Genomic DNA, 13,451 nt, shown 5'->3' with positions numbered 1-13,451 from the left:
GATGCGCCATGGATATCAATGACCTTGCCAGCCGCATCCGCGCACAGGAGCGCCGCGCGCTGGCGCGTGCCATCACGCTGGTGGAATCGGGCCGCGCTGATCACCGGGCACAGGCGGCTGAATTGCTGGCCGCCTTGCCGCAGGACGGCCAGGCCTTGCGCATCGGGTTGTCCGGCACGCCGGGTGTGGGAAAATCCACCTTTATAGAAAGCTTCGGCATGATGCTGACCGGCATGGGCAAGCGGGTGGCGGTGCTGGCGGTCGATCCGTCCTCCTCCCGATCCGGCGGGTCGATCCTTGGCGACAAGACCCGGATGGACCAGCTCAGCCGCGATCCCAATGCCTTCATCCGGCCCTCGCCCAGCCAGACCCACCTGGGGGGCGTGGCGCGGCGCAGCCGCGAGGCCGTGCGCCTGTGCGAGGCGGCGGGCTTTGACGTGGTGCTGATCGAAACTGTGGGTGTGGGCCAGTCCGAAACCGTGGTGGCCGAGATGTCCGATCTCTTCGTTTTGCTGCTGGCCCCGGCGGGGGGGGATGAATTGCAGGGCGTCAAACGCGGCATCATGGAAATGGCGGATGTGATCCTGATCAACAAGGCCGATGGTGACTTGAAGGCGACTGCCACCCGCACCTGCGCTGATTATGCAGGTGCTCTGCGGCTGCTGCGCAAACGCCCGCAGGACCCGGCGGGGTATCCCTGTGCGATGACCGTTTCGGCGCTGGAGGAAAACGGGCTGGACAAGGCGTGGCGGGCGCTGGAGGACCTGGCGGACTGGCGGCGCGAAAACGGGTTCTGGGACCGCACCCGCGCCGCACAGGCGCGTTACTGGTTTCTCGAAGACGTGAAGCAGCGCTTGTTGGCGCAATTGTCCGAAGCCGGGACAAAAGCCCGGCTCACCGCGTTGAGCGACGCCGTTGCCGCCGGGGAGCAGGACCCTTCAGCCGCCGCTCAGGATTTTGTTGACGGGTTGCGGAAGTAGCCACAGCGCCGGAATTTTCGAAAATTCCGGTCCGATTTCTTTAAAGAAATCGGTTGCCTGGGCTTTGCATCTGTCCGGCATCCTTTTCGCAGAGAATAAGTTGAAATACTTCGGATTTTGCGAAAATTCCGGCTCGGTTTCTTTAAAGAAACCGGGGTTGGGGGCAGATCTTCAGAAAAATGCACGAGTCGGCAGCGTTTTCGAAAACGCTGGTCCGTTTTCTTTAAAGAAAACGCAGGCTCACCCCGCCTTGGGATGCGCGCGGTTGTAGACGTCCATCAACCGCGCCGTGTCGACCGCCGTATAGGCCTGGGTGGTGGAAAGTGACGCATGGCCCAGCAATTCCTGGATCGCGCGCAGATCGCCGCCCGCGTCCAGCAGATGGGTGGCAAAGCTGTGGCGCATTGCATGGGGCGTCGCGGTTGCAGGCAGCCCAAGCTGCATCCGCGCATCCGCCATCACCTGCGAAATCGCGCGTGGCCCCAAGGGCCCGCCGCGCACAGCACGAAACAGCGGGCCATCAGCTTCCTGCGGGAAGGGGCAGGCGCGCAGATAGGCCGCGACCGCCTCGCGGGCGGCGGGCAGCACCGGGACGACACGTTCCTTGCCGCCCTTGCCGGAAATGCGCAGCGTCTCGGGCAGTGGCGCATCCGCGCCCCTCAGGCCAAGCGCCTCGGAAATCCGCAGCCCGCAGCCCCACAGCAAGGTCAGCACCGCCACATCGCGGGTTGCGACCCAGGGGTGGCGCGATTGCAGCTCGACGAAGTCGATCATCGCGCGGGCGGCATCCACCGCCAGCGGGCGGGGCAGTTTCTTTGAAAATTTCGGGGCGCGGGTGGCCAGGACCGCCGTGGGTTCAAACCCTTCGCGTTCCGCCAGCCAGCGGTAAAAGGCCTTCACTGCCGACAGTTTGCGCGCCATGGACCGGGGGCCGACACCGGGGCCGCGCGTGCGGGCCATCCAGGCGCGCATGTCCGATATGGTGATCTTTGCCAGCGCGCCCAGCCCCTGCGGCTCTGCCTTATGGGCGGTCATGAAGGCCAGGAAGTCCGCAACATCGCCCTGATAGGCAGTCAGCGTATTCTCCGCCGCCCCTTTCAACGCGCGCTGCTGGTCCAGCCAAGTGGCCAGCGCATCGCGCGCGGCAGGGCTGATCAGCCCGGTCTGTGCTGCTGTGTCGCCGCGCCTCAAGACAGCCAGCGGCGCATCGCGCGCTCGAATACACCGGTAAAGAAGGTCAGCAGGTCGGTGCCCTGCTGGGGGCCGAACATATGCGGGTCCTCTGCGCCCAGCACCAGCAGACCGGGCAGGCGGCCCGCGCCAAAATCCAGCTTCAGGCAGGCCTCGGACCGGATCCAGTCGGATTTCTCGCCATAAATCTGATGCGCGCCGTCCTGCACGCCGCGCAGGGTCACCTGGCGGGGGGCGCCGCCGCGGCCCTGGGTCAGGTAGCTGTCGATAAAGCCGGGTTCCGCCACGCTCAGCACATCACCCAGCCGCTGCACCGCCGGGTCGCTGTCGTTCTGCACCGATTCAAGAACCAGCTTTACCGCATCGACGCGCAGGATATCGGCCACTTCGCCGCCCAGATCGCGCAGGAAAGGTTCGAATTCGACCGGATCGAGCATCCGCAGGATGGCACGGTGGATCTGGTTGGTCCCGGCAAGGTTCTCATAGGCGGCGGCGATCACGCTGCGGTGGGTGTCCTCCAGCCGGTCCAGCCGTGTTTCCAGCCTTTCCATCGCGATGCCGCGCAGATCGACGATATTGCCGCCCATCGCCTTTTCATTGGCAGCGATCAGCGCCTGCATCACATCGGTATCGTCGAGTATCACATCGGGTTGCGAAATGATCGCCTCGCGCAGGGCGTCGTCAATCTTGGGGCTGCTGCTCATATCAGTCTCTGCTTGATTTGCTCCGGTATAGCACCGGTGGCGGGCAATTGCCGCCCCTTTTTCGCCTTGCCGGGGTAAAATCCCGTGGCGTTGCGAAATTGTGCCCCTGAGACCGAGCCTGGGGCGCGGGGCGGGCATGCCGCCCCGGACCCGGATCAGAGGATTTTCTGGCCGGTCTTTTCCCAATCCTTGGTGAACTGCTCAAGCCCCTTGTCGGTCAGCGGGTGGATTGCCAGCTTCTTGATCACCTCGGGTGGTGCCGTCATCACATCGGCACCGGCCAGCGCGCATTCGTGCACATGGTTCACGGACCGGATCGAGGCGGCGAGGATGTTTGTTTCGAACCCGTAGTTGTCATAGATCGTGCGGATGTCGTGGATCAGGTCCATGCCGTCGATGTGGATGTCATCCAGCCGCCCGATGAAGGGCGAGATGAAGGTCGCACCGGCCTTGGCCGCCAGCAGCGCCTGATTGGCAGAGAAGCACAGCGTGACATTGACCATCCGGCCCTCGCCGGACAGGATCTTGCAGGCTTTCAGCCCGTCCCATGTCAGCGGCAGCTTGATGGTGATGTTGTCCGCGATCTCGGCCAGCTTGCGGCCCTCGGCGATCATGGTGTCCGCATCGAGGGCGACCACTTCGGCGCTGACCGGGCCGGTGACCAGCGCGCAGATCTCGCGGGTGACCTCGATGATGTCGCGGCCTGATTTAAGGATCAGGGAGGGGTTCGTGGTCACGCCGTCTACCATGCCCAGTTCGTTCAGCTCGGCGATTGCGTCAATCTCTGCGGTGTCTACGAAAAATTTCATCTCGGTGTCCTTATCGCTTGGAATGGTGGCGCTAACGGTTATCTCTGTCGCCTTGGCTTTATCGTATGATCTGCGATGCTGAAAGCCTTCAATTGTGAATTTCCAAGGTGGGGCATTCGTGGACGGTCCGGAATTCTTCGATCAGGGCGACCTGGTGTCGGTGCTGACGACCCAGCCTTTGGGCCGGGCGCTGGATTACCGCGCGCCCGAGGGCGGCTGCCACCGGGGGGCATTTGTCGAGGTGCCGCTGGGGCCGCGCAAGGTGCTGGGCGTGGTCTGGGGGGCAGGGCAGGGCGACTATGACCTGTCAAAGATCCGCGCTGTGATCCGGGTCCTGGACGCGGCTCCGATGCGCGAGGAGATGCGCAGTTTCCTTGCGCGGGCTGCCGCCTATACGCTGACGCCGATGCCCGCGATGCTGCGTCTTGCAACCCGTGCGCCGGGCCTGGGCGACCCGCCGTCGATGCGCAGGGTCTACCGGCGCGGCTTGTCTGAGCCCGAGCGGATGACCGACGCCCGCCGCCGCGTGCTGGCCACCTTGCAGGAGTATGGTGATCTTTCCTTTACCCTCAAGGAACTGGCCGAACAGGCCGGTGTGACCCCCTCTGTGGTCAAGGGGCTTGTGGGCCAGGGGGCCGTGGCCGAAGAGGACAGCCCCCGCGACTTGCCCTTCCCCAGATTGGACCCGGAGCTGCCGGGCAAGGCGTTGACCGACGATCAGGCGGCAGGCGCAGAGGTTCTGGCAGAAGCGGTGCGCAGCCAGAGTTATGGCACCACCCTGCTGCGCGGTGTTACCGGGTCGGGCAAGACGGAAGTCTATCTCGAAGCCGTTGCCGCCACACTGCGCGCGGGGCGGCAGGCGCTGGTGCTGCTGCCCGAGATCGCCCTGACAGAGCAATTCCTGCACCGGGTCGAGGAACGCTTTGGCGCGAAGCCCGCCGAATGGCATTCCGGGGCCACGATGACCGAACGCCGCCGCATCTGGCGCATGGTGGGGCAGGGGCAGGCGCAGCTGGTGATCGGGGCACGCTCCGCCCTGTTCCTGCCGTTTCAGAGCCTCGGGCTGATCGTTGTGGATGAGGAACACGACACCTCCTACAAGCAGGAGGACGGCGTGCTGTACCACGCACGCGACATGGCGGTCCTGCGGGCCTCCATCTGCGGCGCGCAGGTGGTGCTGGCCAGTGCCACGCCCTCGCTTGAGACCTGGGCGAATGTGGAAGCGGGCAAATACCGGCGGCTTGACCTGACATCGCGTTTCGGACCTGCGGTGATGCCGCAGATGGGCGCAATCGACATGCGCGACGAAGGGTTGCGGTCCGACCGCTGGGTGTCGCCGACCTTGCAGGCCGAAGTGAACAAGCGGCTGGAGAAGGGCGAACAGGCGATGTTGTTCATCAATCGCCGTGGCTATGCGCCCGTCACACTGTGCCGGGCCTGCGGGCATCAGATCGGCTGTGACCATTGCGATGCGCGCATGGTGGAACACCGGTTTCTCAAGCGTCTGATCTGCCACCAGTGCGGCGAAAGCAAACCCATGCCCGAGGTCTGCCCCTCTTGCGAGGCAGTGGACCGGCTGGCCCCGGTGGGACCGGGCGTCGAAAGGCTGGGCGAGGAGGCGGCGGCGCTTTGGCCCGATGCGCGGGTGGCGGTTTTGTCGTCGGACATGTACGGATCGGCGCGCGCGCTCAAAGCCGAGATCGCGGGCATCGCGGCGGGGGCGGCGGACATCATCATCGGCACGCAACTGGTGGCCAAAGGGCATAATTTTCCCAATCTCACCCTGGTTGGCGTGATCGACGCGGATCTGGGGCTGATGGGGTCGGACCTGCGGGCCGCAGAGCGGACATTCCAGTTGATGCGCCAGGTCGCGGGCCGGGCCGGCCGGGCGGAGGCGCCGGGTGCTGCGCTTTTGCAGACCTATCAGCCGGATCATCCGGTGATCCGGGCGATCCTGGCGGGCGATGAAGAGGCCTTCTGGTCTGCCGAGGCGAAGGAGCGTCACCAGGCCGGGGTGCCGCCCTATGGCAGGATGGCAGGGATCATCCTGTCCGGGCCGGACGTGGCGCAGGTCTTTGATGCAGGCAATCTGCTGGCACAGCGCGACGCGCCGTTGCGGCGGATCGGCGCGCAGGTCTTTGGCCCGGCACCGGCACCCATCGCACGGGTGCGCGGGCGGCATCGCGTCAGGCTGCTGGTCAAGGCAGAGAAATCCGCCCCCCTGCAGGAGGCGCTTGCGCAATGGGTGGCGCAGGTGAAGCTGAAAGGCGAGTTGCGCCTTGCCGTCGATATTGATCCGCAGAGTTTCTATTGACCGGATCGGGGTGATGCCCGTCCCGTGCGGCAATACATCAAATTTCGTGAAGTGGCTTCGCATAAACATTCATTTCCATGATGTCTTGCCGGTCCCTATCTATGCCTGACACAGCGCAGGAGTTCGCCATGTCACTTCAGGATCAAATTCTCAAATCTTCGCGGCTGCATGTCCGCATGACCGCACCGGTTGCCTTGCTGATCGGCGCGGTTTTTGCCGCAGTGCTGGTCTGGGGCATCCAGGGCACCGAGGCCGCGCGCGGCGGGCCGGTCTGGTACGGCAATTCCGGGCCCATCCCGGCGCAGACGCCGCTCTGACGGAAATACGACTTGCGCGCGGCGCTGTTGCGCTGCGCGCAAGCCGCCCCGCCCGCCGTCCCGTATTCTGGAGGTTTCCGGACTGGCGAGGGAGCCTGTGGGGAAACGTCGTGCAGAGATATTTGTAGCCAAAAAGAATGCAGAGCGGTGCATTCGGGAAGGGCAGATGTGCGTTTTTAGCCTCGTCATTGACGGGATGCGGGCGTATTGGAGCGGGCATGACGCAGTTTGTGACCCTTGAAGATGCAAAGCATCAGCCCTTCTGGCGGCGGCCCGTGGCCCTGTTGTTCCTGATGGCGCTGGCAATGCCCATTGCCTTCAACACCTGGTCGGCATTGCTGAACAATTTTGTCATCGAGGTTGCGGATTTCGACGGGTCGGACATCGGGCTGCTGCACACGGTGCGCGAGATTCCGGGCTTCCTGGCGGTGGGCGTCATCGCGATCATCATCTTTGTACGCGAACAGGTGCTGGGATTGGTCTCGCTGGCCCTGCTGGGTGCTGCCACGGCGGTGACGGCCTGGTTTCCCTCCATGGGCGGCATCCTGACCATCACCATGTTGTCCTCAATCGGGTTTCATTACTACGAGACGGTGAACCAGTCGCTGCAATTGCAATGGCTGAAGATCGAGGATGCGCCGCGCATGTTGGGCTGGCTGCTGGCGGCGGGGTCGTTTGCGACGCTGGTGGCCTATCTGGCGATCATGGCGCTGTGGGAGACGCTGGACCTGAATTACAACGCCGTCTACCTGGCTGGTGGCGGGGTGACGCTGTTGATCGCGGTCTTTGCCATGATAGCCTATCCGCAGTTCGAGGCCCCGACGCCGCAGGTCAAGAAGATGGTGCTGCGCCGTCGGTATTGGCTTTATTACGCCTTGCAGTTCATGGCGGGCGCACGGCGGCAAATCTTTGTGGTTTTTGCCGGTTTCATGATGGTGGAACGGTTCGGCTACGAGGTGCACCAGATCACCACGCTTTATCTGGTGAACCTTGTCGCCAACATGGTGCTGGCCCCGCTGATGGGCCGCGCGGTGGGGTATTTCGGAGAACGCCGCACGCTGGGGTTTGAATACATCGGCCTGATCATCGTCTTTCTCAGTTATGGCGGTGTCTATTACCTCGGTTGGGGCGTGGTGGTGGCGGCAGTGCTTTATGTGCTGGATCACATCTTTTTCGGGCTGGCGCTGGCGCTGAAGACCTATTTTCAGAAGATCGCGGACCCGGCAGATATTGCGCCGACGGCGGCTGTTGCCTTTACCATCAATCACATTGCGGCGGTGTTTCTGCCGGTGCTGCTGGGATTGTTGTGGCTGGTGTCGCCTGCGGCGGTGTTCTTTCTGGCCGCGGGTATGGCAGGCGTATCGCTGAGCCTTGCCATGCTGATCCCCCGCCATCCGGCACCGGGGAACGAGACGATCTTTGCCAGCGCGGTGCCGCAGGCGGCCGAGTGATGGCCGAGCAGGGCCGTTTCCTGACCGGTGGCACCATGGGCCATGTGGTCCGGATGACGGCGACCGGGGCCATGGGGATCACCTTTGTCTTTGTGGTGGATGCGGCCAACCTGCTGTGGATTTCGCAACTTGGTAATGCGCGTCTGGTGGCGGCCATCGGATTTGCCTATGCGGTGCAGTTCTTTTCGGTGTCCATCGCGGTTGGGCTGATGATTGCCACCACGGCAGTGATTTCGCGCAGCATCGGGCAGGGTGCCCATGCGCAGGCGCGCAGGCAGGCGGCGGCGGGCACGGTGATTGCCGCTGCGATCCTGGCGCTGGTGGTCGCGGTGATCGTCGGCTTCCGGCAGGAGCTGATCGCACTGGCCGGTGCCACCGGCGAGACCGCGCGCCTCGCGTCGCGCTACCTGGCGATCACGATCCCCTCACTGATCCCGATGTCGGCGGCGCTGGCCTGTTCCGGTGCCTTGCGGGCCCATGGCTATGGGGCCAAGGCGATGTATGTCACGCTGTTTTCCGGCTTTGTGCTGCTGATCATCGACCCGATCCTGATCTTCTATCTGGGCTGGGGGCTGGACGGGGCCGCGATCGGGCTGGTGCTATTCCGCTTTTCGTTGCTGGGGCTGGCGATATATTACGCCGTCGTCCAGATGGGCCTGCTGGAGCGGCCCCGGCTGCGCACCTTGCGCAATATCGCGGGCCCTTTCGCCGCCGTGGCGATCCCGGCGGTCGCCACCCAGATGTCCACGCCAGCGGGCAATTATTTCCTGACCATCGTCATGGCGCAGTTCGGCGATGACGCGATGGCGGCCTGGGCGGTGATCGGACGGCTGACAGTTGTGGTTTTTGGCGGCGTCTTTGCCCTGTCGGGGGCCATCGGCGGTATTTTCGGGCAGAACTACGGCGCGGGCCGGATGAGCCGGGTGCGCAGCACCTACCGCGACGCACTGCTGTTCTGCGGCATCTACACTCTGCTGGCCTGGGGGCTGCTGATCATGGCGACACCCCATTTGATCGCGCTTTTCGGGCTGAGCGGTCTGGGCGCGGATGTTCTGCGGTCCTTCACCTTTGTCGGTGTGGGGGGCTTCGTTTTCATCGGGGCGCTCTTTGTGTCGAACGCGGCATTCAACAATCTCGGGCGTGCCGGGCGCTCCACGCTGGTGAACTGGATCAAGGACGGGTTGCTGAGCTGGCCTGCCGCTGCGGGGCTGGCCGCCTTCTTTGGCGCGCAGGGCGTGATCTATGGTCAGGCGCTGGCGGGGGCGGTCGTCGGGATCGGGGCAGCACTCTGGGGCTGGTTCTATGTCAGGGGTCTGCGTGACCCTGTGGGCGCGCCCCTTGACCCCAGCGCGCCGCAGCCCTACCCGAACCTTGACAGATACCGGAGACGCTGATGCCCACCTTTACCGCATTGACCACCCTTGAAGGCCGCGTGCCCGCCTATAAGCTGGGCGAGGCGATGGAGGGGATGACCCCCGAACCCACCGGCATCGGCGTGTTCGAGATGGAAGACGGCTCCGGGCTCTGGGAGGTCGGCGGTTATTTCGAAGAGGCGCCGGACGAGGCAAGCCTGGCCGTGCTGGCCGCCGCCCTGGGCGCAAAGCCCTTCGTGGTGTCCGAACTGCCGGAGACCGACTGGGTCGCCCATGTGCGCCGCGAATTGGCACCGGTGGAGGCCGGGCGTTTCTTTGTCTATGGCAGCCATGATGCGGACAAGGTGCCGGAAGGGGTCGAGCCGCTGCTGATCGAGGCGGCGATGGCCTTTGGCACCGGGCACCACGGCACCACGCTGGGATGTCTGCGGGCGCTGGACCGGCTGGCTACGGGCGGCTTTGAGGGCGCAAACGTGGTCGATATCGGCTGCGGCACTGCGGTACTGGCCATGGCCGCGGCGCGCATCTGGCCGCAAAATGTGCTGGCCAGCGACATTGACGAGGTCGCCGTGGACGTCGCAAAGGCGAATGTGGCGGCAAATGGGCTGACCGGCCGGGTGAACTGTGTCGAGGCGGCGGGCTTTGGCCATCCCGACCTCGAAGGCGCGGCCCCTTTTGACCTGATCTTTGCCAACATACTAAAGGGTCCGCTGATCGCGCTGGCCCCCGATCTGGCTGATTCCCTGCAACCGGGCGGATATGCGATTCTCTCGGGGATTCTGAACGAACAGGCCGATGAGGTGATCGGTGTTTATGCACGGTCTGGCATCAATCTGGTCGACCGCGAGAGCATTGTCGACTGGACGACACTCACACTGCAAAGAAACACCTAGATTGATGGGGTTTTAAGGTACATTTGAGGCACTTGCCCAGAATTTGCCACATTCATTGTCTAATTCTGATTTCAACAGCGGTGGGGGCCGATGTTGAGAGAAATAAGACATGGTTGAGACACACGACCACTTTGTTGCCCGCCTTTCGAACCTGGGGAAAAAGCACGCGCGGATGACGCATGGCTATTCCACCAAGGTTGGCCGCGATGGGCTGATCACCGTGACACCGAAACGCCGCCGCCGGGGATTTCCCTTCAAGCTTCTGGTCATGTTTGCGCTTGGCTTTCTTGGCCTCAAGGTCTTCATGGTCGCGGCTGTAGGTCCGGTGACCTATAATGATCGCCTCGCGAAACTTGAGAGCGGCACGGTTTTCGAACAGGCCGGGGCGAAAGTTCTGGCGATTGATCCCGTGACTGAATCGCTTGCCAGCATGACCGGTCCGGTCCTGCGCTGACCAGGGCCTGGTCAGCGCAGTTGCCCCTTGACGGGCGGCTGCACCCGTCTTCCTCCGACGATCCGCAGTCCGGCAAAGAAAAACCGCGTTCCCCAGTGTTGGAGAACGCGGTTTTTTGTCTAGGCGTGGTGAGCGGTGAAGCGGCGGGAGTTTCCCGCCGCGACGCGATCAGCGGATCAGGTTGGACTGTGCCACCATGTCGATGTCGCCACGGACCAGGCCGATATCGTCAAGTTCGCGGTCGGTCAGCGAGGACAGGGCCCGGCGCGTTGCGCGGGCGTCGTTCCATGCGACCAGTGCTGCGGCCAGTGCGTTCAGACCGGAGAAGAAACGAGAAACGGCGATGATGGAGCCGTATGCGGTGCGGGTGGTGTCAATAGCTGCCATTGGAGCCGTCCTTTTACAAAAGAGTTATGCCGGTTTTCCCGGCGGTGTGCTGCGCAGATAGGCGGAATTGAAACGCTGCACAATCGCCAGAAATGCATGTGTGTTCTGCGGCTATTGCATAGGTGGTTTTTCGCCGTAAAACTCTGAATATTAACGGAAAGAGACACGCAGATCATGTCGCTGACGGGCGCTCCTGCGGCGTAAACAGGCGCCGTGGCTCAAAAGCGACGCGCGGGATGTCGCAGTCAGACCTCGCGCGAAAGAACTTGGTGAATGTTCGCCTTTCGTGCTAGTGCATCAAAAAAACAACAAAGAGGCGAAATCGGACAGGATGATACGGGTAATCGGCATTGATCCGGGGCTGCGCAACCTTGGTTGGGGGGTGATCGACGTGGCCGGACCACGGCTTTCCCATGTGGCCAACGGTGTGATCGTGTCACAAGGCGATGATTTGGGGCAGCGGTTGCTGTCCCTGCACGCGCAATTGACGCGGATTTTCGCGACCTACCGCCCTCAGGCTGCGGCGGTGGAGCAGACTTTTGTAAACAAGGACGGGGCCGGCACGCTGAAGCTGGGGCAGGCGCGGGGCATTGCGATGCTGGTGCCGGCGCAGGCGGGGATGTGCGTTGGTGAATATGCACCCAACACGGTCAAGAAGACGGTTGTCGGCGTGGGCCATGCGGACAAGGGCCAGGTGGGCCATATGGTGCGGATGCAACTGCCGGGGATCGAGATCGCCGGCCCGGACGCGGCTGATGCGCTGGCCATTGCAATTTGTCATGCCCATCACGGCGGGGCCTCCGGGCTGGCGGCGGCTGTTGCGCGGGCCAGCGCATGATCGGCAAGATTACAGGGCGCATCGACTACCGCGCGGCGGATCACCTTTTGATCGACGTGCGCGGCGTGGGCTATCTGGTCTATTGCTCGGACCGCACTCTTGCCGCCCTGCCCGGTGTGGGAGAGGTCGTGGCGCTTTATACCGATCTGGTGGTGCGCGAGGACCTGATGCAGCTTTTCGGGTTCCAGACCCTGGTGGAAAAGGAATGGCATCGCCTGCTGACCTCGGTGCAGGGGGTCGGGGCCAAGGCATCGCTGGCCATTCTGGGCGCTTTGGGGCCCGATGGCGTCAGCCGGGCGATCGCGCTGGGCGACTGGAACGCGGTCAAGGCGGCCAAGGGTGTTGGCCCCAAGATTGCGCAGCGCGTGGTGCTGGACCTCAAGGACAAGGCCCCCGGTGTCATGGCAATGAGCGGCTCGCTGGCAGAGGCTCATGGCGATGCGGGCGCAGAGGTGCTTGAAGCCCCGGTCACCCGCCCGGCACGCGCCGCACCTGCCGCCACCTCGGCCCAGGCCGACGCTTTGTCGGCGCTGGGCAATCTGGGCTATGGCCCCGGCGATGCCGCCGGTGCCGTGGCGCAGGCGGCGGGCGACGCGCCCGATGCCGACACGCCCGCCCTGATCCGCGCGGCGTTGAAACTGCTGGCACCGAAGGGGTAGGGTGCCGTTCAACAGCCCTCTCGATGGGCCGAAGATGGCGCGGATGACAGATGACCGAAATTGACCCCACAGTGCGGCCCGACCCGCTGCCCGAGGATTTCGACCGCGCCTTGCGGCCTCAGATGCTGGACGAATTCGTCGGCCAGGCTGAGGCGCGGGCGAACCTGCGGGTGTTCATCCAGTCCGCGCGTCAGCGGGGCGAGGCGATGGATCATACGTTGTTTCACGGGCCTCCGGGTCTGGGCAAGACGACCTTGGCGCAGATCATGGCGCGCGAGTTGGGTGTCGGGTTCCGCATGACCTCCGGCCCGGTGCTGGCAAAGGCGGGGGACCTTGCGGCGATCCTGACCAACCTTGAGGCGCGCGATGTCTTGTTCATCGACGAGATCCACCGGCTCAATCCGGCGGTGGAGGAGGTGCTTTACCCGGCGCTGGAGGATTTCGAGCTGGACCTCGTGATCGGCGAGGGGCCTGCGGCGCGCACCGTGCGGATCGAGCTGCAGCCTTTCACGCTGGTGGGCGCCACCACCCGGATGGGGTTGCTGACCACCCCGCTGCGGGATCGTTTCGGCATTCCGACGCGGCTGGAATTCTACAGCGAAGACGAGCTTTTCATCATCGTCGACCGCAACGCCCGAAAGCTCGGCGCGCCCGCAGACGAGCATGGCGCCCGCGAGATAGCCCGCCGCGCGCGGGGGACCCCCAGGATCGCCGGACGGCTCTTGCGGCGGGTCGTGGACTTTGCGCTTGTGGAGGGCGATGGCAGGGTCACCAGGGCGCTGGCCGACATGGCCCTGACGCGGCTGGGCGTGGACCATCTGGGGCTGGACGGGGCCGACCGGCGTTATCTGACCCTGATCGCGGAGAATTATCAGGGCGGCCCGGTGGGGATCGAGACGCTGTCGGCGGCCCTGTCGGAGAGCCGCGATGCTTTGGAGGAGGTAATCGAGCCCTTCCTGTTGCAGCAGGGATTGATCCAGCGTACCCCGCGCGGGCGGATGCTGGCCGCGAAGGCCTGGGCGCATCTGGGGATGGCACCGCCCAAGGGGCAGAACGATCTGTTTGGCTGAGCTGTCGGTGA

At 64.1% G+C, this 13,451-nt stretch carries 14 protein-coding genes; 10 read left to right on the top strand and 4 right to left on the bottom strand.

What is annotated here, in order from left to right; genetic code table 11:
• Positions 1-8 precede the first annotated feature (8 nt).
• Positions 9-980: a methylmalonyl Co-A mutase-associated GTPase MeaB gene (gene meaB / locus A8B82_RS14360; protein WP_067293692.1), complete on the top strand. Its 972-nt coding sequence runs from the start codon at positions 9-11 to the stop codon at positions 978-980.
• Positions 981-1,220: 240 nt separating this feature from the next.
• Here the strand turns inward: meaB and A8B82_RS14355 are convergent, their stop codons facing one another.
• From A8B82_RS14355 to fsa, 3 genes are all read right to left on the bottom strand, one after another.
• On the bottom strand, positions 1,221-2,171 hold the full coding sequence (locus A8B82_RS14355; RefSeq protein WP_235604703.1) for a tyrosine recombinase XerC: 951 nt from the start codon (positions 2,169-2,171) through the stop codon (positions 1,221-1,223).
• Positions 2,168-2,875, bottom strand: coding sequence for a DUF484 family protein (locus A8B82_RS14350; protein WP_067293689.1), 708 nt, complete (start codon positions 2,873-2,875; stop codon positions 2,168-2,170). Before A8B82_RS14350 ends, A8B82_RS14355 begins: the two co-directional genes overlap by 4 nt.
• Before the next feature lie 155 nt (positions 2,876-3,030).
• On the bottom strand, positions 3,031-3,684 hold the full coding sequence (fsa, locus tag A8B82_RS14345; protein ID WP_067293686.1) for a fructose-6-phosphate aldolase: 654 nt from the start codon (positions 3,682-3,684) through the stop codon (positions 3,031-3,033).
• Between the two features lie 118 nt (positions 3,685-3,802).
• Here fsa and A8B82_RS14340 point away from each other — a divergent pair, with 118 nt between their 5' ends.
• The 6 genes from A8B82_RS14340 (at position 3,803) to A8B82_RS14315 (ending at position 10,486) form a co-directional block, all read left to right on the top strand.
• Positions 3,803-5,998 carry a primosomal protein N' gene (locus tag A8B82_RS14340; RefSeq protein WP_067293683.1) on the top strand — a complete coding sequence of 732 codons (2,196 nt, stop codon included), beginning with the start codon at positions 3,803-3,805 and terminating at the stop codon, positions 5,996-5,998.
• Between the two features lie 128 nt (positions 5,999-6,126).
• On the top strand, positions 6,127-6,315 hold the full coding sequence (locus A8B82_RS14335; RefSeq protein WP_067293679.1) for a hypothetical protein: 189 nt from the start codon (positions 6,127-6,129) through the stop codon (positions 6,313-6,315).
• A 218-nt stretch (positions 6,316-6,533) separates the two neighbouring features.
• Positions 6,534-7,766 (top strand): MFS transporter, encoded by a 1,233-nt coding sequence (locus tag A8B82_RS14330; RefSeq protein WP_067293675.1) that lies wholly within the window; start codon positions 6,534-6,536, stop codon positions 7,764-7,766.
• A complete protein-coding gene (locus A8B82_RS14325; RefSeq protein ID WP_235604702.1) occupies positions 7,766-9,160 on the top strand; it encodes an MATE family efflux transporter in 1,395 nt (464 codons plus the stop codon). The genes A8B82_RS14330 and A8B82_RS14325 overlap by 1 nt, the downstream gene beginning before the upstream one ends.
• Entirely contained in the window at positions 9,160-10,032 is an 873-nt protein-coding gene (locus A8B82_RS14320; RefSeq protein WP_067293672.1) for a 50S ribosomal protein L11 methyltransferase, read from the top strand. The genes A8B82_RS14325 and A8B82_RS14320 overlap by 1 nt, the downstream gene beginning before the upstream one ends.
• A gap of 109 nt (positions 10,033-10,141) precedes the next feature.
• Positions 10,142-10,486 (top strand): hypothetical protein, encoded by a 345-nt coding sequence (locus tag A8B82_RS14315; RefSeq protein WP_067293669.1) that lies wholly within the window; start codon positions 10,142-10,144, stop codon positions 10,484-10,486.
• 168 nt (positions 10,487-10,654) lie between these two features.
• On the opposite strand, the gene A8B82_RS14310 is transcribed toward A8B82_RS14315, so the two are convergent.
• Complete coding sequence (locus tag A8B82_RS14310; RefSeq protein WP_067293666.1) at positions 10,655-10,873, bottom strand: DUF1127 domain-containing protein; 219 nt, start codon at positions 10,871-10,873, stop codon at positions 10,655-10,657.
• A gap of 331 nt (positions 10,874-11,204) precedes the next feature.
• Here A8B82_RS14310 and ruvC point away from each other — a divergent pair, with 331 nt between their 5' ends.
• The 3 genes from ruvC to ruvB are packed head-to-tail and all read left to right on the top strand — an operon-like array spanning position 11,205 to position 13,440.
• Positions 11,205-11,711 (top strand): crossover junction endodeoxyribonuclease RuvC, encoded by a 507-nt coding sequence (ruvC, locus tag A8B82_RS14305; protein ID WP_067293770.1) that lies wholly within the window; start codon positions 11,205-11,207, stop codon positions 11,709-11,711.
• Complete coding sequence (gene ruvA / locus A8B82_RS14300) at positions 11,708-12,370, top strand: Holliday junction branch migration protein RuvA (RefSeq protein ID WP_067293663.1); 663 nt, start codon at positions 11,708-11,710, stop codon at positions 12,368-12,370. The genes ruvC and ruvA overlap by 4 nt, the downstream gene beginning before the upstream one ends.
• A gap of 50 nt (positions 12,371-12,420) precedes the next feature.
• Entirely contained in the window at positions 12,421-13,440 is a 1,020-nt protein-coding gene (ruvB, locus tag A8B82_RS14295) for a Holliday junction branch migration DNA helicase RuvB (RefSeq protein ID WP_067293660.1), read from the top strand.
• The last annotated feature ends 11 nt before the right edge of the window (positions 13,441-13,451 follow it).

Origin of the sequence: Sulfitobacter sp. EhC04 (assembly GCF_001650875.1) — a bacterium.
Taxonomy (GTDB): domain Bacteria; phylum Pseudomonadota; class Alphaproteobacteria; order Rhodobacterales; family Rhodobacteraceae; genus Sulfitobacter.
Note: the sequence above shows the minus strand (reverse complement) of the source record. Positions and strands in the feature narration are given on the sequence as shown.

What these genes read in the sequence shown, in the direction of transcription:
- meaB (WP_067293692.1), top strand. Translation starts at nt 9, where the DNA reads ATGGATATCAATGACCTTGCCAGCCGCATCCGCGCACAGGAGCGCCGC.
- A8B82_RS14350 (WP_067293689.1), bottom strand. Translation starts at nt 2,875, where the DNA reads ATGAGCAGCAGCCCCAAGATTGACGACGCCCTGCGCGAGGCGATCATT.
- fsa (WP_067293686.1), bottom strand. Translation starts at nt 3,684, where the DNA reads ATGAAATTTTTCGTAGACACCGCAGAGATTGACGCAATCGCCGAGCTG.
- A8B82_RS14335 (WP_067293679.1), top strand. Translation starts at nt 6,127, where the DNA reads ATGTCACTTCAGGATCAAATTCTCAAATCTTCGCGGCTGCATGTCCGC.
- A8B82_RS14330 (WP_067293675.1), top strand. Translation starts at nt 6,534, where the DNA reads ATGACGCAGTTTGTGACCCTTGAAGATGCAAAGCATCAGCCCTTCTGG.
- A8B82_RS14325 (WP_235604702.1), top strand. Translation starts at nt 7,766, where the DNA reads ATGGCCGAGCAGGGCCGTTTCCTGACCGGTGGCACCATGGGCCATGTG.
- A8B82_RS14320 (WP_067293672.1), top strand. Translation starts at nt 9,160, where the DNA reads ATGCCCACCTTTACCGCATTGACCACCCTTGAAGGCCGCGTGCCCGCC.
- A8B82_RS14315 (WP_067293669.1), top strand. Translation starts at nt 10,142, where the DNA reads ATGGTTGAGACACACGACCACTTTGTTGCCCGCCTTTCGAACCTGGGG.
- A8B82_RS14310 (WP_067293666.1), bottom strand. Translation starts at nt 10,873, where the DNA reads ATGGCAGCTATTGACACCACCCGCACCGCATACGGCTCCATCATCGCC.
- ruvC (WP_067293770.1), top strand. Translation starts at nt 11,205, where the DNA reads ATGATACGGGTAATCGGCATTGATCCGGGGCTGCGCAACCTTGGTTGG.
- ruvA (WP_067293663.1), top strand. Translation starts at nt 11,708, where the DNA reads ATGATCGGCAAGATTACAGGGCGCATCGACTACCGCGCGGCGGATCAC.
- ruvB (WP_067293660.1), top strand. Translation starts at nt 12,421, where the DNA reads ATGACCGAAATTGACCCCACAGTGCGGCCCGACCCGCTGCCCGAGGAT.